At 61.6% G+C, this 18,587-nt stretch carries 19 protein-coding genes; 16 read left to right on the plus strand and 3 right to left on the minus strand.

All coding sequences use genetic code 11. The annotated features are described in order from the left end of the window. Positions 1 to 120: 120 nt before the first annotated feature. On the minus strand, positions 121 to 249 hold the full coding sequence (locus tag NKJ89_RS20330; protein WP_023694925.1) for a hypothetical protein: 129 nt from the start codon (positions 247 to 249) through the stop codon (positions 121 to 123). 346 nt (positions 250 to 595) lie between these two features. Here NKJ89_RS20330 and trbB point away from each other — a divergent pair, with 346 nt between their 5' ends. Genes trbB through NKJ89_RS20385 form a run of 11 tightly spaced genes read left to right on the plus strand, consistent with a single transcriptional unit; the run spans position 596 to position 10,524 of the window. Next, positions 596 to 1,612 (plus strand): P-type conjugative transfer ATPase TrbB, encoded by a 1,017-nt coding sequence (trbB, locus tag NKJ89_RS20335; RefSeq protein ID WP_352605034.1) that lies wholly within the window; start codon positions 596 to 598, stop codon positions 1,610 to 1,612. Then, a complete protein-coding gene (locus NKJ89_RS20340) occupies positions 1,609 to 1,941 on the plus strand; it encodes a TrbC/VirB2 family type IV secretion system protein (RefSeq protein WP_502900556.1) in 333 nt (110 codons plus the stop codon). The genes trbB and NKJ89_RS20340 overlap by 4 nt, the downstream gene beginning before the upstream one ends. Then, on the plus strand, positions 1,941 to 2,237 hold the full coding sequence (locus NKJ89_RS20345; protein WP_352605036.1) for a VirB3 family type IV secretion system protein: 297 nt from the start codon (positions 1,941 to 1,943) through the stop codon (positions 2,235 to 2,237). The genes NKJ89_RS20340 and NKJ89_RS20345 overlap by 1 nt, the downstream gene beginning before the upstream one ends. Positions 2,238 to 2,251: 14 nt before the next feature. After that, positions 2,252 to 4,705, plus strand: a complete 2,454-nt coding sequence (trbE, locus tag NKJ89_RS20350; protein WP_352605038.1) for a conjugal transfer protein TrbE — start codon at positions 2,252 to 2,254, stop codon at positions 4,703 to 4,705. Continuing rightward, a complete protein-coding gene (gene trbJ / locus NKJ89_RS20355; RefSeq protein WP_352605040.1) occupies positions 4,702 to 5,460 on the plus strand; it encodes a P-type conjugative transfer protein TrbJ in 759 nt (252 codons plus the stop codon). The genes trbE and trbJ overlap by 4 nt, the downstream gene beginning before the upstream one ends. Beyond that, positions 5,447 to 5,863 (plus strand): putative entry exclusion protein TrbK-alt, encoded by a 417-nt coding sequence (gene trbK-alt / locus NKJ89_RS20360; protein ID WP_352605042.1) that lies wholly within the window; start codon positions 5,447 to 5,449, stop codon positions 5,861 to 5,863. The genes trbJ and trbK-alt overlap by 14 nt, the downstream gene beginning before the upstream one ends. Before the next feature lies 1 nt (position 5,864). Further along, entirely contained in the window at positions 5,865 to 7,226 is a 1,362-nt protein-coding gene (trbL, locus tag NKJ89_RS20365) for a P-type conjugative transfer protein TrbL (RefSeq protein ID WP_352605044.1), read from the plus strand. A gap of 2 nt (positions 7,227 to 7,228) precedes the next feature. Next, positions 7,229 to 7,912: a conjugal transfer protein TrbF gene (gene trbF / locus NKJ89_RS20370; protein WP_352605046.1), complete on the plus strand. Its 684-nt coding sequence runs from the start codon at positions 7,229 to 7,231 to the stop codon at positions 7,910 to 7,912. Then, positions 7,909 to 9,048: a P-type conjugative transfer protein TrbG gene (gene trbG, locus NKJ89_RS20375; protein ID WP_352605048.1), complete on the plus strand. Its 1,140-nt coding sequence runs from the start codon at positions 7,909 to 7,911 to the stop codon at positions 9,046 to 9,048. The genes trbF and trbG overlap by 4 nt, the downstream gene beginning before the upstream one ends. Further along, positions 9,045 to 10,298 carry a TraB/TrbI/VirB10 family type IV secretion system protein gene (locus tag NKJ89_RS20380; RefSeq protein WP_352605050.1) on the plus strand — a complete coding sequence of 418 codons (1,254 nt, stop codon included), beginning with the start codon at positions 9,045 to 9,047 and terminating at the stop codon, positions 10,296 to 10,298. Before trbG ends, NKJ89_RS20380 begins: the two co-directional genes overlap by 4 nt. 1 nt (position 10,299) lies before the next feature. Next, complete coding sequence (locus NKJ89_RS20385) at positions 10,300 to 10,524, plus strand: DUF2274 domain-containing protein (RefSeq protein ID WP_352605052.1); 225 nt, start codon at positions 10,300 to 10,302, stop codon at positions 10,522 to 10,524. 44 nt (positions 10,525 to 10,568) lie between these two features. Here the strand turns inward: NKJ89_RS20385 and NKJ89_RS20390 are convergent, their stop codons facing one another. Beyond that, positions 10,569 to 11,528, minus strand: coding sequence for a LysR family transcriptional regulator (locus NKJ89_RS20390; protein WP_352605054.1), 960 nt, complete (start codon positions 11,526 to 11,528; stop codon positions 10,569 to 10,571). Positions 11,529 to 11,539: 11 nt separating this feature from the next. After that, positions 11,540 to 12,535 carry a class I SAM-dependent methyltransferase gene (locus NKJ89_RS20395; protein ID WP_352605056.1) on the minus strand — a complete coding sequence of 332 codons (996 nt, stop codon included), beginning with the start codon at positions 12,533 to 12,535 and terminating at the stop codon, positions 11,540 to 11,542. Between the two features lie 413 nt (positions 12,536 to 12,948). On the opposite strand from NKJ89_RS20395, the gene NKJ89_RS20400 reads away from it, so the two are divergent. From NKJ89_RS20400 to NKJ89_RS20420, 5 genes are all read left to right on the plus strand, one after another. Then, positions 12,949 to 13,701 (plus strand): AraC family transcriptional regulator, encoded by a 753-nt coding sequence (locus tag NKJ89_RS20400; protein WP_352605058.1) that lies wholly within the window; start codon positions 12,949 to 12,951, stop codon positions 13,699 to 13,701. A 107-nt stretch (positions 13,702 to 13,808) separates the two neighbouring features. After that, positions 13,809 to 15,011 carry an MFS transporter gene (locus NKJ89_RS20405; protein WP_352605061.1) on the plus strand — a complete coding sequence of 401 codons (1,203 nt, stop codon included), beginning with the start codon at positions 13,809 to 13,811 and terminating at the stop codon, positions 15,009 to 15,011. Positions 15,012 to 15,312: 301 nt separating this feature from the next. Continuing rightward, the gene (locus NKJ89_RS20410; RefSeq protein WP_352605063.1) at positions 15,313 to 16,413 is read left to right on the plus strand and encodes a hypothetical protein; all 1,101 of its coding nucleotides are present in this window, start codon (positions 15,313 to 15,315) and stop codon (positions 16,411 to 16,413) included. A 302-nt stretch (positions 16,414 to 16,715) separates the two neighbouring features. After that, positions 16,716 to 17,582, plus strand: coding sequence for a DUF5677 domain-containing protein (locus NKJ89_RS20415; RefSeq protein ID WP_352605065.1), 867 nt, complete (start codon positions 16,716 to 16,718; stop codon positions 17,580 to 17,582). A 15-nt stretch (positions 17,583 to 17,597) separates the two neighbouring features. Beyond that, positions 17,598 to 18,560, plus strand: a complete 963-nt coding sequence (locus NKJ89_RS20420) for a hypothetical protein (protein ID WP_352605067.1) — start codon at positions 17,598 to 17,600, stop codon at positions 18,558 to 18,560. Positions 18,561 to 18,587 lie beyond the last annotated feature (27 nt).

Genomic DNA, 18,587 nt, shown 5'->3' on the forward strand with positions numbered 1-18,587 from the left:
CACCCTTCGTCAGACCTACGGCGACAATTTCCCAGCTGGGCTTCGCAGCGACTCGAAGCTATCGACGGTGTTGCAGCGCGCCAGCGTCGGGTCTCTAAGCCCCGTACCTAAGGCGCGCGCTTAGACCTCAATCCAAGCGTAGGCGGCACCAAAGATCCCGAGCGTCAGAGCAATAAACCAAGCCCATCCCTTCAACGAGGCGCGCACGTCTTCAGGCTTTGCGCCTTTTTCGTTGTCGTAGTCGTCCATAATCAGCCTCCATGTTTTCGATCATGGGGTTGGTACAAAATCAAGAGACGCTGGGCAACCCTCGTAGCTGTCGCAGCGCATTCGCCTTTGTACGGCGTGATATGCGCAGTCTAATACGTGGATTACGGGTCCCGGCCTGTCGAGGACCATATAGATAATCGCCGTACCTAAAGCAGAACTAATAATCGCCGACTTGCGCCGTTTACGTCGGCACCGCCAATCTCCTGTATTTGCACGCTAAGCCACTACGCCTCGACATAGGTGTTGAAACCTCTCGAGATACGGCTCTCTTAATCATCCCCGTCCAGGGGCCGCCAATGTTCCCCCGGATCGAAACGGGGACAGGATGGCAGCTTCGCCTCACAATTCAGAAGGTCTGGCTCGCGGCGCACGCATGTTGCGCACAGCGCTCGGACCCGCGATCGCCCGCTATCTCGACGACGCCGGCATCGTCGAGGTGATGCTCAATCCCGATGGGCGTTTGTGGATAGATCGCCTGTCCGAGGGATTGTCCGACACAGGAGAGCGCCTGTCGGCTGCGGACGGCGAACGCATCGTTCGCCTCGTCGCTCATCATGTCGGTGCCGAAGTCCATGCCGGCGCCCCACGCATCTCGGCCGAGTTGCCCGAGACGGGGGAGAGGTTTGAGGGGCTCCTTCCTCCTGTCGTCGCAGCGCCCGCCTTCGCGATCCGTAAGCCCGCCGTCGCCATCTTCACCCTTGAGGACTATGTCGCGGCCGGGATCATGTCGGTGTGCCAAGCGGACACGCTGCGCCAGGGCGTTGCCAACCGCGCCAACATTCTCGTTGCAGGCGGCACATCCACCGGCAAGACCACGTTGATCAACGCGCTGCTCGCTGAAGTGGCCAAGACCGCCGATCGCGTCGTCATCATCGAGGATACGCGCGAACTGCAATGCGCCGCCCCAAATCTCGTGGCAATGCGCACGAAAGACGGTGTCGCGTCGCTCTCCGATCTCGTTCGTTCGTCGCTGCGCCTGCGCCCCGACCGCATTCCGGTCGGCGAGGTGCGCGGAGCCGAGGCACTCGAGTTGCTCAAGGCCTGGGGCACCGGCCACCCCGGCGGCCTCGGCACGATCCACGCCGGCAGCGCCCTCGGCGCGCTCCGACGCATGGAGCAACTCATCCAGGAAGCCGTCGTCACGGTCCCGCGCGCTCTGATCGCCGAGACGATCGACCTGGTTGCCGTCCTTTCCGGCCGCGGTTCCGCGCGCCGGCTGTCCGAGCTCGCTTGTGTCGATGGCCTGCGCCCGGACGGTGATTACCGGGTCGCGCCAGCCGTCCTCGCAAGCGGCGACAGCCCGACCTTGCTCATCCAAAGCCCTGAAGGAGAAAATCCATGATCCAACGCCTGCGCCTCGCGCGCCATCGTCTCGCCATGACCGTTTCGGGTGCCACGCTCCTCCTGGTGATGGCCGCGCCCGCCCATGCCTCCGGCTCGTCGATGCCGTGGGAACAGCCACTGCAACAGATCCTCCAGTCGATCGAAGGCCCGGTCGCCAAGATCATGGCGGTGATCATCATCATCGTCACCGGCCTGACGCTCGCCTTCGGCGACACGTCGGGCGGCTTCCGCCGGCTCATCCAGATCGTGTTCGGCCTGTCCATCGCTTTCGCGGCGTCGAGCTTCTTCCTGTCGTTCTTCTCGTTCGGCGGCGGAGCGCTGGTCTGATGGGGGGCGCTGTCGAACAGGGCGGCCCAATGCCGGACTACGCAGTGCCGGGTTATGCGGTCCTCGTGCACCGGGCGCTGACCGAGCCGATCCTGCTCGGTGGCGCCCCGCGTGCCATTGCCATCATGAACGGGACGCTCGCCGGCGCCGTGGGGCTGGGGCTGCGTCTGTGGCTCGTCGGCATCGCCATCTGGGCCATCGGCCATGTCGCCGCCGTCTGGGCCGCCAAGCGCGATCCGCTTTTCGTCGACGTCGTTCGCCGGCATCTGCGCATCCCTGCGCATCTCACGGTCTGAGCGAGGTCGCGCCAATGATGAACCTTGCCGAATACCGCAACCGTAGCAGCCGGCTCGCCGACTTCCTGCCCTGGGTGGCATTGGTCGGCGCCGGCGTTGTCCTCAACAAGGACGGCAGCTTCCAGCGCACCGCGCGCTTTCGCGGTCCTGATCTCGACAGCGCCGTGCCGGCCGAACTGGTCGCCGTCGCCGGCCGGCTCCACAATGCCTTGCGCCGCCTCGGCTCCGGCTGGGCGATCTTCGTCGAGGCGCAGCGCCATGCCTCCACCCGCTATCCCGACAGCCGATTTCCGGATGCGGCCTCGACGCTGGTCGATGCGGAGCGAAAGGCGGGCTTCGAGGAGGCTGGCGCGCATTTCGAGTCCAGCTACTTCCTGACGCTCACCTATCTTGCACCCGCCGAAGACACAGCGCGTGCGGAAAGCTGGCTCTACGAAGGCCGCGAAAAGAGGGGCCTCGACCCCAATGAGGTGCTGACCGGGTTCACTGACCGCAGCGACCGCGTCCTGCGCCTTGTCGAAGCCTTCATGCCGGAGTGCCGCTGGCTCGATGACGCCGAGACGCTGACCTATCTGCATGGCTGCGTCTCGACCAATCGCCACCGTGTCCGCGTTCCCGAAACGCCGATGTATCTCGACGCCATGCTGGCCGACCAGCCGCTGACCGGCGGGCTCGAGCCGCGGCTTGGCGCGTCGCATCTGCGCGTTCTCACGGTCACGGGCTTCCCGACCGTGACCACGCCGGGCCTGCTCGACGAACTGAACCGGCTGGCCTTCCCGTATCGTTGGTCGACACGCGCGATCCTGCTCGACAAGACCGATGCGACGAGGCTGCTGACAAAGATCCGGCGTCAATGGTTCGCCAAGCGCAAATCGGTCGCGGCGATCCTCAAGGAGGTGATGACCAACGAGGCCTCCGTCCTCGTCGACACCGACGCTGCGAACAAGGCCGCCGACGCCGACATGGCGCTGCAGGAGCTCGGCGCTGACTATGCCGGCATGGCCTATGTCACCGCGACGCTGACGGTGTGGGACGATGATCCCCGCATCGCCGACGAAAAACTGCGCCTGGTCGAAAAGGTCATCCAGGGCCGCGATTTTACGGCGATTATCGAAACCATCAACGCCGTCGACGCCTGGCTCGGCAGCCTGCCGGGCCATGTCTACGCCAACGTCCGTCAACCTCCCATCTCCACCCTCAATCTCGCCCACATCATCCCGCTTTCCGCGGTGTGGGCGGGCGAGGTGCGGGACGAGCATTTTGCAGCGCCCCCTCTGCTCTTCGGAAAGACCGAAGGCTCGACCCCGTTCCGGCTTTCGCTTCACGTCGGCGACGTCGGCCACACGCTGATCGTCGGCCCGACCGGCGCCGGCAAGTCCGTGCTCTTGGCACTGATGGCGCTGCAGTTCCGCCGCTATGCAGGATCACAGGTTTTCGCCTTCGATTTCGGCGGCTCGATCCGCGCCGCGGCACTCGCCATGGGCGGCGACTGGCATGATCTCGGCGGCGATCTCAGCGATGGGGCAATCGACAGCGTCAGCCTTCAGCCGTTCGCGCGTGTCCATGATGTCCCCGAGCGCGCCTGGGCCGCCGACTGGATCGTGGCGATCCTGACGCGCGAGGGTGTGACGATCACGCCCGAGGTCAAGGAGCATCTCTGGACGGCGTTGAGCTCCCTGGCGTCCGCGCCTGTCGAGGAGCGCACCATCACCGGTCTGGTCGTGCTGCTGCAATCAAACGATCTCAAGCAGGCATTGCGCCCGTATTGTGTCGGGGGTCCCTACGGCCGCTTGCTCGATGCCGAGCGCGAGCATCTCGGATCGGCGTCGGTCCAGGCATTCGAAACCGAAGGGCTGATCGGAACAGGCGCTGCGCCCGCGGTCCTGTCCTATCTCTTCCATCGCATCGAGGACCGGCTCGATGGCTCGCCAACCCTCCTCATCATCGACGAAGGCTGGCTTGCGCTGGACGACGACGGCTTTGCCGGCCAGCTCCGCGAATGGCTGAAGACGCTGCGCAAGAAGAACGCCAGCGTCATCTTCGCCACGCAGTCGCTCAGCGACATCGATGGCTCGGCAATCGCGCCCGCGATCATCGAGAGCTGCCAGACCCGGCTTCTCTTGCCGAACGAGCGCGCCATCGAGCCGCAGATCACGGCGATCTATCGCCGCTTCGGCCTCAACGATCGGCAGATCGAGATCATCGCCCGGGCGATGCCGAAGCGCGACTACTACTGCCAGTCCCGTCGCGGCAACCGGCTGTTCGAGCTCGGTCTGTCGGATGTGGCACTCGCGCTCTGCGCTGTATCCGCAAAAACCGACCAGACCGCGATCTCCAGCATCGTGGCCGAGCACGGCCGCGACGGTTTCCTCGCTGCCTGGCTGACCCACCGCAACGTTGGCTGGGCCGCTGGCCTCGTTCCCGTCCTAACCAGCCCCGCCCTCACCAAAAAGGAGAAGTCCCCATGAAAATGCGCCGTTCCCTTGCCATGCGGCTCGCTGCTGCCCTGCTTGTCGCTCCCGCCGCGCTCTCGCCCATGCTGGCGACACCCGCACAGGCCTTGATCGTTTTCGATCCCTCGAACTATTCGCAAAACGTCCTGACGGCAGCGCGCTCGCTCGAGCAGATCACCAACCAGATCACCTCGCTTCAGAACCAGGCGCAGATGCTCATCAACCAGGCCCGCAATCTCGCAAGCCTGCCATTCTCCTCACTGCAACAGCTCCAGCAGTCAGTGCAGCGTACGCAGCAATTGCTCGGTCAAGCGCAGAACGTTGCCTATGAAGTCCAGCAAATCGATCAGGCCTTCCAGCAGAAATACGGCAACGTCTCGCTGTCGGCTTCGGACCAGCAACTTGTCGCCGACGCGCGCTCGCGATGGGGCAACACGGTTGGTGGCCTTCAGGATGCCATGCGTGTGCAGGCGGGAGTCGTCGGCAACATCGACACCAATCGCAGTGAGATGTCGGCGCTGGTCGGCCAAAGCCAGGGCGCGACCGGAGCGCTTCAGGCAACACAGGCCGGCAACCAGCTCCTCGCGCTTCAGGCGCAGCAACTCGCCGACCTCACCGCTGTGGTCGCCGCGAACGGTCGGGCGCAGGCGTTGCAATCGGCCGAACAGGCCACCGCCGCCGACCAGGGTCGGGAGCAGCGCCGCCGCTTCCTGACGCAGGGCTCGGGCTACCAGCCCGGCAGTGCGCAGATGTTCCATGGCAAGAACTGAGGCCGGCGCGATGGAAGGCAAGATCCTCGCTCGCACCGGCGCAGTCGTCTTCATCGCGGTCGCTTTGACACTGACCGCAATAGAGCTGAGCAGCAAGGACGACAAAGCTGACGCCGTGGCGACGCGGGACCGTTCCATCGCGCCACAAGACCCGCTCGCGGCCGAATTGCGCCGCTGTTCCGGGATCGGCGAGGCCGGTCCTCGCGATCCCGGTTGTCTGAAAGCGTGGGCTGCCAGCCGGCGCCGGTTTCTCGGTCAACGTGACTCGGCAACCGTGCCTGCTCCGGTAGCGCCGACAACGCTGTTTCCGAATGTGCCGAGGTCAGCCGACCGGAAAGGGACGCGGACGGATGTGACCGCTCCCGCGATGCAGGTCGAGCCGCCCCGGCCGGAGGCGCGCTGACATGGGCGGCATGGGCGTCATCGACCATTTCCTCGAAGTCTTCACGCGCTACATCGACAGCGGCTTCGGCCTGCTCGGCGGCGAGGTCGGCTTCATCGCCACGACCCTGATCGTCATTGACGTGACGTTGGCTGCGCTCTTCTGGTCCTGGGGTGCGGACGACGACATCATGGCGCGCCTCGTCAAGAAGACTCTGTTTGTCGGCGTCTTCGCCTATCTCATCTCCAACTGGAACAATCTCGCCCGCATCGTCTTCGAAAGCTTCGCCGGGCTTGGCCTGAAAGCCTCGGGTACGGGTTTTACCGTCAACGATCTCATGCGCCCGGGCAAGGTGGCGCAGACCGGGCTCGACGCCGGCCGGCCGTTGCTGGACTCGATCTCGAACCTGATGGGCTATTGGTCCTTCTTCGAGAACTTCATCCAGATCGCCTGCATGTTCTTCGCCTGGGCGCTGGTGCTGCTGGCCTTCTTCATCCTGGCCATCCAGCTCTTCGTCACCCTGATCGAGTTCAAGCTGACGACGCTCGCCGGTTTCGTGCTGATCCCCTTCGGTCTGTTCGGCAAATCAGCCTTCATGGCCGAGCGGGTGCTTGGCAACGTCATCTCGTCCGGCATCAAGGTGCTCGTGCTCGCCGTCATCATCGGCATCGGCTCAACCCTCTTTTCCGAGTTCACCTCGGGGTTCAGCGGCAACACGCCGTCGATCGACGACGCCATGGCGATCGTTCTGGCCGCGCTGTCGCTGCTCGGCCTTGGCATCTTCGGACCGGGCATTGCCAATGGTCTCGTCTCCGGCGGCCCGCAGCTCGGCGCGGGTGCGGCAGTCGGCACCGGGCTAGCCGCCGGCGGCATGGCAGCAGTGGGTGCGGCGGCCGCCGGCGCAGTCGTGTCCGGAGGCGCGGCTGTCAGCGGCGGTGCTGCAGCGGCGGCCCGTGGCGGTGCCGCCATGGCGGGCAGGGCATCCACAGCCTACGGCCTCGGCGCGGCCGGAGAGTCTGGCTTTTCCGGCGTCGCATCCGGGCTCGGCGGTGTCATCAACGCCGGCGCCCAGGGCGCCATCTCACCGCTCAAGCGCGCGGCCGATAATGCGGCAGGCAGCGTGAAGCAGAGCTTCCAGTCTGGCGCTCGCGCTGCCTTCGAGACGACGGGCGGATCATCCACCGCCGGCACAATCGGCGCGAACGCCGGCGGAGCCGGCTCCGCTCCCGTCGCGTCCTCCGCAACCGAAAGTCAGCCTGCCTGGGCAAAGCGCATGAAGCGCTCGCAACAGATGACCCATGGCGTCCAGGCCGCCGCCCACGCCGTTCGCAGTGGTGACAGCCATGGCAGCGGCTCCTCGATCAACCTCTCAGAAAGCGACTGAGCATGTTCAAACGACCGTCCACGCACTACGGCAAATCCCCACAACCCGAGACGCCCTACCAACGCGCTGCCCAGGTCTGGGACGAGCGCATCGGTTCGGCTCGCGTGCAGGCGCGCAATTGGCGCACCATGGCCTTCGGTTCCCTGGCGCTCGCCGCGGGCTTCTCCGCAGCACTCGTCTGGCAATCCGCGAACGGCTCGATCGTGCCCTGGGTGGTGCAGGTCGATCGTCTCGGCCAGGCCCAGGCCGTCGCCCCTGCGGTCGGCGACTATCAGCCGAACGATCCGCAGATCGCCTTCTACCTGGCGCACTTCATCGAACAGGTGAGGTCGATCCCCGCTGATCCGGTCATCGTGCGGCAGAATTGGCTGCGCGCCTATGACTTCGCGACGCAGGGCGGGGCGCTGGCGCTCAACGACTATGCGCGCGCCAATGACCCGTTCACCAAGGTCGGCAAGCAGCAGGTCGCCGTCGACGTGTCGTCGGTCATTCGCGCATCGCCCGTGAGCTTCCGCATCGCCTGGGTCGAACGCCGCTATCAGGATGGCTCACTCGCTTCCACGGAGCGCTGGTCCGCCATTCTCACCATTGTCGTGCAGCCACCGCGCGACGCCGACGCGCTGAGGAAGAACCCGCTTGGCATCTACATCAACGCCATCAACTGGTCGAAGGAGCTTGGACAATGACGCCCGCATCCTGCAAAGCCGCCCCCTGGGGGCGTCCGATTTTCCTCATCCACGCAATGCCGGCCTTCCGCAAAATGGCCTTTCCAGCACTTCTGCTTGGCGCTTCGGCGCTTGCGGGCTGTGCCACCAGGCAGAAGCCGCCGGAGATCTCCTATGACGATCCGATCCCGGCCGTGCAGGCCGTCGATCCGCCCCCGCCCGTCAAGGTGGTAGAACTGTCCAAGCCGCTGCCGCTTCCCGGCCAGTTGAAGCCGGTGGGCAAGGACGCAAAGCCGGAGCCGGAACCGACCGATCCGGCCGCGCGGGTGAACCTGGCCAATGCGGCCGCGCGGGTCCAGCCTGTGCGCAACGGCTTCATCAACTCGATGCAGGTCTATCCGTTCGTCGATGGCGCGCTCTACCAGGTCTATGCCTCGCCGGGGCAGATCACCGACATCGCGCTTCAGCCCGGCGAGCAGCTCGTCGGCTCCGGTCCCGTCGCCGCCGGCGACACCGTGCGATGGATCATCGGCGACACCGAGAGCGGTACGGGCGGGGCCAAGCAAGTTCACATCCTCGTCAAGCCGACGCGCGCCGACCTTCTCACCAATCTCGTCATCAATACCGATCGGCGTACCTATCACATGGAACTGCGCTCGACGCCGTCGACCTATATGGCGTCGGTTTCCTGGCAATACCCGCAGGACCAACTTATCGCCTTGCGCAGGCAGAACCAGCAGGCTGAGGCTGCACAGCCGGTCTCGACAGGCATCGATCTTTCTCGCGTCAATTTCCGCTACGACGTGACTGGCGATCGCGCACCATGGCGGCCGCTGCGCGCCTTCGACGATGGCAAGCAGGTGTTCATCGAGTTCCCGCGCGGCATCGGCCAGGGCGAGATGCCGCCACTCTTCGTGGTCGGGCCAGAAGGCGACACGTCCGAGCTGGTCAACTATCGCGTGCGCGGCAATTACATGATCGTCGACCGGCTGTTTGCCGCCGCCGAGTTGCGCTTCGGCGCAGGCAAGAACCAGCAGCGCATCCGCATCTCCCGCACCGATGGGGTGCGGAGGAGTCGATTTTCATGGATGCGTGGCCCTGGTGAGACCCTGCCAGCGACGAACCTCCGAACGGAGAGGGGAGGGCCGTCATCATGAGCGACAAAATGGATCCCGGGAAGGAAGAAGGCCGGAGGCCGGTGAATGACGCCGGGCCGGAGGCACCGGCCGAGGATGACGCCCGGCCGTTGACAGGCGATCCGGCCGCGGCCATGCGGCTGCGCGCGGAGCCGCCGCGCGTAACACGTCTGTCCCGCAAGGCGCTGGCCGCATTGGGGCTCACCGCAAGCCTCACTGTAGGCGGGACGCTGATTTACGCGCTTCAGAACCGTCAGCAAGGCCAGGGTCAGGAGCTGTATTCAACCGACAATCGTTCGACACCCGATGGGCTTGCCGGCTTGCCGAAGGACTATGCAGGCGTTCCGAAGCTTGGCCCACCGCTTCCCGGAGATCTCGGCCGCCCGATCCTCAACGCGCAAAATGGCGGCCCCGCGCCATCGGCAGGCCCCGTTGGACCGGACCCTGAGCAGCAGCGCCGGGAGCAGGAACTGGAAGCGGCAAGGACCGCGCGTCTGTTCGCGTCCACGCAAACGCGGCCCGCAAGTGACGCGACGGCCGCTCAGCCTGGAACAGGCACGACAGGCACCCCGTCACAGACCGACCTCGCCAGCCTTGGCCTCGCGCCGCAGCCGCCGACGCCCTCGGCGCAGGACCGGCAGCTCGCGTTCCTCGATCAGCCACCGGACAAGCGCACGGTCTCGCCGGATCGTGTTGCGGCGCCGGCGTCGAAGAACGTCCTGCAGGCGGGCGCCGTCATCGCAGCCGCCCTCATCACCGGCATTCGCTCCGATCTGCCGGGTCAGATCACCGCGCAGGTAACAGAGAATGTCTATGACAGCCCCACCGGCCACATCCTTCTCATTCCGCAGGGGACGCGCCTCATCGGCCAGTATGACAATGGCGTCGGCTTCGGCCAGCGTCGCGTGTTGCTGGTATGGACCAGACTGGTTTTTCCAGACGGCCGCTCCATCGTTCTGGAACGTGAGCCTGGAGCGGACGCGGAAGGCTATGCTGGCCTCGAGGATGGCGTCGACTATCACTGGGGCGAGTTGTTCAAGGCTGCAGCACTTTCCACGGTTCTGAGCATCGGGGCGCAGGCAGGCTCATCAGGCCAGGAGAGCGACATCATGCGCGCTCTGCGCCAGGGTGCGTCCGACAGCATCAGCCAGACAGGCCAGCAGATCGTCCAGCGGCAGCTCAATATAGCGCCGACACTCACCATCCGACCGGGATACCCGGTGCGCGTCATCGTCACGCGCGATCTCATGCTCGAACCTTACGGAAGCTGAAATGGCGAAGCTGAAACTGGGGTCAATCGCTGACGACAAGCCGGTCAAGGTCATGGTGGAGCTTCCCGCGGCATTGCACCGTGACCTGACCGCTTATGCCGAGATACTCGGCCGCGAAGCGGGGCAACGGCCCGCCGATGCGCCGCGCCTCATCGTCGCGATGTTGGAGCGGTTCATTGCGACGGATCGGGGCTTTGCCAGGGCAAAGCGTTCGGAGGGTGGTTGAGGGCCGGACGACTGAAGTCGAACCGCGTTAGTCGCGCCTCCGAGTCATGGCGTGACTTCAGAAATCGCGCCGCGGCGTTCCGAACGTCCTGTATCGACAGGGGTAGTCCTGGGTCGCGTTGCTGCCACCATGTTTCTTGCGGTCCCAACCAGCCGCAAAAGCGCGCGTTTTGGGTTCGATTCCAGCCACACTGCCTTGATCGAACTGACGCTGCTCTGGCCACTGATCGGTTTCCACACCGTGGCGTCGATGGCGACTGTCCTGGCAAAACCCTCGCCCGCCAGAGCCACGCCTTGACCGAGTTGCACCTTGAGGATGACCGTTGCTTCGCTGGCGCGACATATCTGGACAGTGGGGCCACCATTCGCAGCGATGTGCTCCAGCAAACGCAGGTCCCGGGAGGATTCGCCTGAAACCAGCAGACACGTATCTGCAAGATCTGCCCATGTAACCGCAGCCCTTTCAGCAAGCGGATGGTAACAGGGCAGGAGAACGAACAAGCGCTCGTATGCAAATATCTCGCTACGGCATAAAGCGGCGTTCTCAAGCCCGTGCGTGAAGACGATGTCGAGGCGCCGGCGGCGTATAGCCGCCAGGCACTGTTCGAGTGGAACGTCTTCGATCACGACGCACACGTCCGGATGCAAATGGCCAAAACGATCGATGAGACGTGCCACGAACGTGCGCCCCATCTGGGCGCATAACCCTATTCTGATCGTTTTGGCATCCTGGTGACCGCGACTACCTGCAGCCAATGCATCCTGCAAGCCTTCATAATGGGCCCGGACAAGATCGACCCAGGCCCGGCCTGCCTCGGTCAGCCGAACGCCATGGACGTCGCGGTCAAACAACTGCATGTCGAGCAACTGCTCAAGAGCAACGATGTTGCGGCTTACACAGGATTCCCTCACTCTGAGGACTCTTGCGGCCTGCCTGAGGCTACCATGATCGACAGCTGCGAAGACATGGTCCAAACGGCGGAGCGTGTTGTCGACCTGTCTCAAAGCGCAGGAGCCTATTCCTGCGCGGCGGGGACGCTAACGGGCAGGGGCGGACACAAGCTCGTTTCGTAGACGTACTCGTGCGGAATGGCCGGAGTGGCCATCTGGGAAAGGTACCGGTTTAGGTTTTCCTCGCTGTTGCTCGCCGCGAGGCTACAGAAATTTCCGCTGTTCCACGTCATGGAGCAGTAGCTGAAATGTGCGCGTATTGCGCCAGCCATCTCAGCCAAAGTCACCTCATTGCCGAACATCGTATCCAGAACGAGGGTCTGCTTCTTCTCGATTTCGTCTGGGGGAAAATAGCGCGCCTTGAAACCAAAATCCTTCTGGTATTCGCGACGCCTGTAGTCCGGCTCCTCGGTTGCCCGGAACTTCTCGACGAAGACGAAGATTCCGTCCGCCTTGAGGTGCTGGGTCACGAACTCGATCTGTCCCGTTCTGTTGGGCGAGTACATCTGGAAGGTCGTATCTTCGAGAATGATATCGAACCCGTGAGCGAAGTTTGCCAGTCGCGGATCTGAACGCAGGACGTCCTTCGTCAAATGATGAAAGGGGCCGACGAAAAAGTCTGCGTTCGGCGGTTCGCCATAAGCCATGAAGCATTTGTAATTCTCCGCGTTCGGGCTGCACGACAGTGTGCGTATCTGTCCCTCCGACAGTTCGGACAGTGTTCTCGCCATCGTGCCTTCCGCTGTTCCAAGGCTGTATAGGGAAAGCGGAGCGCCGCGGTGCCGGACGTATTTCAGCACTGCGTAGGCCATCCGGCACTCTTCCTCCAATCTGTAGGGAATGCTGCCGTGATAGTGCTGGTCGAAAAAACCTTGTCGTGCCGCATGCAGGCTGACCAGGTCGCGCAGCAGTTCATCGCCCGGCAGAAGGCGGGCGTCGGCGACGGGCTTGCGGATTGGCATCCCGCTCTTGCCAGCGGCGGTCGCGGCAAAAAAGCCGGCTAGTCCGTTGATCCGTGGGCCATGGTCGCACTCAGCCAGAAAGTCGTCGAGTCCACGCATCGCAGTATGCCTCCAGCACCGTTCCATTGGTGAGATGCCGATACGTCGATGGGGGAAATTCCACTAAGATAAGTGTAGTCTAATATTTCGCCGGGCTCAAGTATTGGCTGAGCCAACTGGTAGGCCTGCCGGATACAGGCGGCTTTCACTCGTTTGCCATTTTTTCGCTAAAGTCACATCTTCTACCAATCCAGAGTTATTCGCGTGTTGTTCAGCAACCAATGGTTCGCCACATCATGCAACGACTGGCCACTCGCCAGTAAGGAGGCTGTGGATACGTGAATACTCTTGCCCTTGACCCGACCGAGAATCGCCGTTCACGGCACCAATCGCTTGCCCACAAGTATGAGAATTGGGGGAGCGTGCGGGCGGACGTGGTCAAAAGAACCGGGCTTGAGCGCCAGGAGACAAGAATGCTCCAGCCAAACCATGTGTTCTTGATGAACCTGAAGGGCACGGCGTGCCGCGGAGAAGACATTGTGGATGGGCGCCGGATTGCCTTTTTGCCGCGCCGGGCCGGTTCGATAATCTTCATGCCTGCCGGCAGTGATTGGAATGGATGGGACGAGGGGGAAGCGACCGCTTCCTACCTCCTGGTCTCCATTGAAAAAGGGTTCGCCGACGACGTGTTTGCGGGAATGGCTCGCCATCGCCCGGCAGTGCTGCCGCCTTCGATCGGATTTCGGGACGGCACTGTCGAGTTGGCGTTGCAGAGGATTGCCTTGGAGCTCAAGCAGCCTGACCCCATCAGCGCAACGATGGTGGAGTGCCAGGCCACTCAATTGCTCGGGCAAATGTTCAGGTTGACCGGCTTCCATCAGGAGCCGGCAAAAGGCGGTTTGTCATCGTTCGATCTCAAGCGAGCGGTGGAAATGATCGGGGCGTTGTCGGGCGGCAGACCTACGCTCGCCGATCTGGCAAAAGAAATTGGGGTTAGCCGGTTCCATTTCTGGAGGGCCTTCAAGCAATCGACGGGCATGACGCCGCATGCGTTCATCGCGCAGCGACGGTTGGAGCAATCCGCGGACATGCTGCGATCGACCAATTTGTCGGCGACGGAAATCGCGATGGAATGTGGTTTCGGCAGCTCGAGCCATTTCACGACCGCCTTTAAGCGGGCCTTCGGCGCGGCCCCCACGGAATTTCGTCGTAAGTGCAGAATCTAGGCCGCCGCTTGTCGGTTCTCAGCAAGTATCGGAAAACCCCAACATCACAGTAAAGCAGGCTTGGCGGAAGTAGGTATCCATCGGCGGTCTGCCCGGATACGCCGCTCATGTCAAACCTGGTTCAAATTCATCATGGCAAAGGACGGGCCGACCGGTCCAATCCTTTCGGATTCTTGGCCAGCACGCTATCAGCGGCTGTTGCCCGAAACGGCTACTACATCGCCTCCGCCTGGATTCTCGTCGAGCGAGGATACGGAACTGCCGGCGTGGCGACGTTTCTTGCGATCGTCAGCGTTGTCGAATTCATCGCGAGCCCTTTGGCCGGCGTAGCGGCGGATCGATTTGACAGGCGATGCCTGAACGTTGCGGCAGACCTCAGCCGCTTCGTCGTTATGCTGGCTACCGCTTGCGCGCTTCTCTACATGGACGTGTTTCTGATCATCTGCCTGTCAGCGGCCCTGTTTTCGTTTTGCGATCGTGTCGCGCTTACGAGCTCTCAATCATTGATCCCCGTGATAGCTGACGGCCCCAATCTTGTAGCCACGAATTCCGCCGTCTTCTTCGTCATGCAGTTCGGCAATCTCGGCGCAGCTCTGCTTGCAGGGCCTTTGCTGCATGAGCGCTCCCCAGCCCTGCCATTCACCGTACTCGCTGCCTTCTTCCTGTTTTCAGCGGGCTCCCTAGCCTTGATGCGGCTGGAACCGGTTTCGCGCGATGTCCGCATCGCCAATATCCCTGCAGCGGAAATCGATCCGAGCCTGCGTCGTCTCAATGTCGTCTACGCGCTTCTCTATACAAGCGCGGTGCTCGTCAGCGTCATGGGATCGAGTTTCGTCTTCCAGGAGCAGAAGGGTACTGCCGTGGATTTCGGCTACCTCGAGGCTGCATGGTCGGCGGGCTCACTGATCGGTGCGGTCTCTCTATTCCGGATTGAAAGAGCGACGAGTAGCCACGCGCGGCATCTCATGCTTTTGGGCTTAACGGCGCTGGTCCTCATGGCGCTGACATCTCTGCGCACGCCCTGGACAGTGATCCTTTTTGCCGCGCTCGGATTTCTATACAATCTTGGACGCGTCAGCGTTGAAGTCACATTGCAGTCGTGTGTGTCAGATTATCTGTTGGGCCGGGCAAAAGGCATTATGCACAGTGTGGCCGTGGCGCTCGGATTAATCGTCTTCGGCGTTGCCGCCGCTGTAGGAAATCGAGCATTTCCTTCGACGATTTTCTTCGGCTTCGGAGTGGTGCTCCTCATCAGTGTTTCGTGTTTGAGCGTCAGTGTAATTCAGACACAAGAAAAAGGTGAATCGTGAGGTGGAAGAGCTAGCAGCAGGCGTAGATGCAAAACAGGCAGTCCTGGGATCGCTGACGGCACTCTACCCCTGGATGAGCCCATACCATTCCCGGCCGATCCGCGATTATGCGTTTCGCCTGTTTACGGCGCCGGCTTCGGTTCCCATGCCAGAAATCCGCCTCCGAGCCTTCACCAAACTACTCGACATCATCAGGAAGGCAGCGACACGAAACGGGTTGTCTGCCGATACCGCCTTGGAAATCTGCAGGGATTTCGAAAGGCGCCGCGTGTTGCAGACAGGCCCCCATTTGTTTCTCCTCATGGAGCCGGAAGCCTATTACACGCATATCTTCAGCCTCCTTGGTCTCTCGGCGCATGGCTGTTCGACCTATGTTTCCTACGCCGTTTCGACGGTGAACCTCGTTGAAAAGCCACGCAAGGGACCAGGCTGGCTCACCGTTGACGGGAGGTCGGTCAACGTCTTTGGCCTGAGCCGAAGCCGGATGATCGGATACAGCCTGCTAGCCGGGCCGGGACCCTATAGGTTCGAGTTGTTGCCGAGGGAGCCGAACACTGAGGGAGACGCGCTCACGTTGCTTCGTAGCCTTCTGCCGAAGACGCAATTCGAGCGGCCGGCCCATGCCATCAAGGCAGCCAATTTGATCCTTTGGCCAAAAATGTTCGGAGGCCACTTTGCCTTCCTGCAGATCGACGACGAGGACATCGCCGACTTGGTGGCCGACCATCTGTCGGACGAAAATTCCTGGCTACGCATGAGACTGCTGGAAGACCCGAAGTTCGCCTCCAATATTCTTGCCGGCCTCGACGGGCTCGCGTCCGGCCCCTGGAGTGGCTGGCTCGCGCGCGGTACTGATTTCTTCTGGCTCTATGAAAATGGCAAACGCCTTCCGCTGCGTCTGATCGCCGGAGAACTCATCGATCCAGCGACCGGTATCAAGGTGGCGTGCTTCACAGCCCCCGACATCCTCGAACGGCTGGCAAACCGCAGCCTTGTCCCGAATCTTCTGCTGATGTTTCTGGTTTTGTCGATCCTGCCCGGCGTGCGCGCGCTTGGAGGCAGCTATCAGCCGATCTACTATCCCCTGATGCGCTATGTGGTCTGCCGGGCGCTCGAGGCCGCAGGCGTGGATGAGGATCTTCGGCAGGCTCTCGCAACCGACGACGTACCGGGTGCTTGGGGACATCGGGTAATTGAGTGTGATGATGATCCGCTCAAATTGTTCCTTGATGGCAGGAACGGCGGGATAAGCGATCTTATCGACCGTTTGGGCGACATTTCCTTCGCCGAGGCATGTGGAAGCATGAAAGGCTTCGTGACTGATCCGTCATGGCATGAACTTCACAGCCGGCTGCGGCAGGGGTTAGTCACGCCGGCCGACGAGGAATGGGCCTTTTCCTGACGATGCTCCATCCATATCCCAAAAGATCGCTCGCTTAACTGGCACGTTTGCCGCCATTATGGATGGAGGCACCTGTCGATGCAACGAACATTTCGGCGGCAAAGGGTCAGCCTTGACGACCCTGGGGCCGCAGGCCTCCCCTTAATAAGTAGAAGCTCAGCCGTCAGGCTGTCGCAATTTGCGCGACGAATCGACGCCGGACGGCCGAGACGAATGGCTCGGTTTACCAGCGCCCGGTCGGCGGAGCCGCCGAGCGAAAACCAGACCAGATTCCCAACAAGGCGCTCTGCTATGATTGTGAGATGGAAGAGATTCTCGCAATCACTAAAAAATATGATGCCGCGTATGTCCAGTACGGGCTGGACTCTCTGGACGGGATCAACCGCTTTGCCCTTGTCTTCTACAAAGACGTCGCTGAAATCTATGATTGCCTGACACGCATTCGGAACATCGAACGCAATCCGACCGGCTTCTCAATCGACGATGCGCCAATTCTCGGACTACTCGTACGAGTGTGGAAACTGCTGAAAGAAATTATCCGCTACTATGAGGTGGACAATGCCGAGTTCATTAGTGTCCTGGAGCGGCCTCTGATCGAAGGGACGGTGACGGCTACGTATCTTCTTACCAACGATGCAGGGGTGATCGAGGACTATCGCAAATGTTCATATAAGGACCGTCTTCGCATCCTGCGCGAACTCGAAAGCGGATCTACGTTCTTTGAGACGAACGCTGGAAAACGGTTGCTCAAATCCGTTCGTAAAAAGATGGACTTTGAGGGTTTGACCTCGAACGACTTTGACGCGCAGAAGCGGAACCGCTGGAGGATACAAGGCAAGACGTTCTTCGATATTTTTGCTGAGGTCGAGCAAGCTGATCTTTATGCAGCCACCTACGGTATGATGTCTGAGTCGATCCATGGATCATGGAATGATTCCATGGATTGGTGTTTGCGCAAGAATGATGACGGGAGTTTCTCGGCATTTCCTTTTCATCATCCCGCCGACATTCGATACGTCACCCCAACTCTGCAATTCACCACCAAGCCTTTCAGATTTTGGCTTCAGAGGATTGAGGCCTACGATGAAAATCTCGGCAACCTGTTGGACTGGATCGAACGCGTCAACACGGCTCTGTTCTTCAAATTCGATCAAGTTTTTGACGAATAGCGCTCGGGGCTAACGGTGCAAGTCGTCTACCTCGATCAGAACAAGTGGATTGAATTGGCGCGGGCCGTAAAACGTCCCGACGACTACCCAAATCTGCAATCGCTTCCGGGTCGTTTGCGCCAGGAGGTTGATGCAGGACGGCTGAGGCTACCTCTGACCTTCTCGAACATCTATGAAACACACAAAATCAATAACCCGGAGAGGCGGGCTGACCTTGCGTTTATGCAGGCTTTTCTGAGCAGGGGCTTTGTCTTTCGCGGGCGGCTATTGCGTCGACAACTCGAAATCAGACAGACGATCGCGAAACTGCTGGAGATCGCGCTCGATCCACCCGACGGAGATTGGTTTCTTTCAACCGTGTTCTTCGAAGGGGCAGCCGAATGGGGAGCTTTCGGCCAGCACGTCGGGATTTCGGAAAGATTCATCGAATTCATCCGCGCAAAGCCGGCCGAATCCCTCTACGCGTATCTCATTAGGACGCCTGACGATGTGAGAACCGCAGCGGTAAGGCGATTCTCAGCCGGATCAGAGCGGCTCCGCGCGATGGTCGAAGACCGCCGCGAGAGGCATGCCAACGAACCGCTTTCCATGCGGCGCAAAATTTACAGCGCGCTGATGATGATCGAAGACATTGATCTTATTTTAGCGCAGGCGGGCAACGTCGGTGCTGCCTGGAAACAGGTGGCTGACATCGGCAGCAGCAATGCGCGCCGCATAATGAACGACGTGCCTGCCTATTACATTGAACGAGAGATCGCCGTTCGCCTCGAAGCGCAAAACCGGCCCATTGAGGAAAACGATTTTCGAGATATGCAGTCGTTTTGCGCCGTCATCCCGTATGCGAATTTGGTGATAGGCGAGAACCAATTTGTGAGCTTGGCTCGGCAGGCTGGGCTCGATCAGAAATACGGCACGCGCCTCGCAACAAATCTTTCGGCATTGGTGGAAACCGTGGATGGGTGGAGCTCTTCGTCCTAGCCTAAAAACTGACGCCTCGCCGATAGG

The organism is Mesorhizobium sp. M0047 (assembly GCF_040323315.1).
Lineage (GTDB): Bacteria > Pseudomonadota > Alphaproteobacteria > Rhizobiales > Rhizobiaceae > Mesorhizobium.

Bases quoted from the DNA above. Each gene is read 5' to 3' on its own strand.
- trbB (WP_352605034.1), top strand. From the start codon at position 596: ATGGCAGCTTCGCCTCACAATTCAGAAGGTCTGGCTCGCGGCGCACGC.
- NKJ89_RS20415 (WP_352605065.1), top strand. From the start codon at position 16,716: ATGGAAGAGATTCTCGCAATCACTAAAAAATATGATGCCGCGTATGTC.
- NKJ89_RS20380 (WP_352605050.1), top strand. From the start codon at position 9,045: ATGAGCGACAAAATGGATCCCGGGAAGGAAGAAGGCCGGAGGCCGGTG.
- trbF (WP_352605046.1), top strand. From the start codon at position 7,229: ATGTTCAAACGACCGTCCACGCACTACGGCAAATCCCCACAACCCGAG.
- trbK-alt (WP_352605042.1), top strand. From the start codon at position 5,447: ATGGCAAGAACTGAGGCCGGCGCGATGGAAGGCAAGATCCTCGCTCGC.
- trbL (WP_352605044.1), top strand. From the start codon at position 5,865: ATGGGCGGCATGGGCGTCATCGACCATTTCCTCGAAGTCTTCACGCGC.
- NKJ89_RS20340 (WP_502900556.1), top strand. From the start codon at position 1,609: ATGATCCAACGCCTGCGCCTCGCGCGCCATCGTCTCGCCATGACCGTT.
- NKJ89_RS20395 (WP_352605056.1), bottom strand. From the start codon at position 12,535: ATGCGTGGACTCGACGACTTTCTGGCTGAGTGCGACCATGGCCCACGG.
- trbE (WP_352605038.1), top strand. From the start codon at position 2,252: ATGATGAACCTTGCCGAATACCGCAACCGTAGCAGCCGGCTCGCCGAC.
- trbG (WP_352605048.1), top strand. From the start codon at position 7,909: ATGACGCCCGCATCCTGCAAAGCCGCCCCCTGGGGGCGTCCGATTTTC.
- NKJ89_RS20400 (WP_352605058.1), top strand. From the start codon at position 12,949: ATGCTCCAGCCAAACCATGTGTTCTTGATGAACCTGAAGGGCACGGCG.
- NKJ89_RS20410 (WP_352605063.1), top strand. From the start codon at position 15,313: ATGGAGCCGGAAGCCTATTACACGCATATCTTCAGCCTCCTTGGTCTC.
- NKJ89_RS20385 (WP_352605052.1), top strand. From the start codon at position 10,300: ATGGCGAAGCTGAAACTGGGGTCAATCGCTGACGACAAGCCGGTCAAG.
- NKJ89_RS20345 (WP_352605036.1), top strand. From the start codon at position 1,941: ATGGGGGGCGCTGTCGAACAGGGCGGCCCAATGCCGGACTACGCAGTG.
- NKJ89_RS20405 (WP_352605061.1), top strand. From the start codon at position 13,809: ATGTCAAACCTGGTTCAAATTCATCATGGCAAAGGACGGGCCGACCGG.
- NKJ89_RS20330 (WP_023694925.1), bottom strand. From the start codon at position 249: ATGGACGACTACGACAACGAAAAAGGCGCAAAGCCTGAAGACGTGCGC.
- trbJ (WP_352605040.1), top strand. From the start codon at position 4,702: ATGAAAATGCGCCGTTCCCTTGCCATGCGGCTCGCTGCTGCCCTGCTT.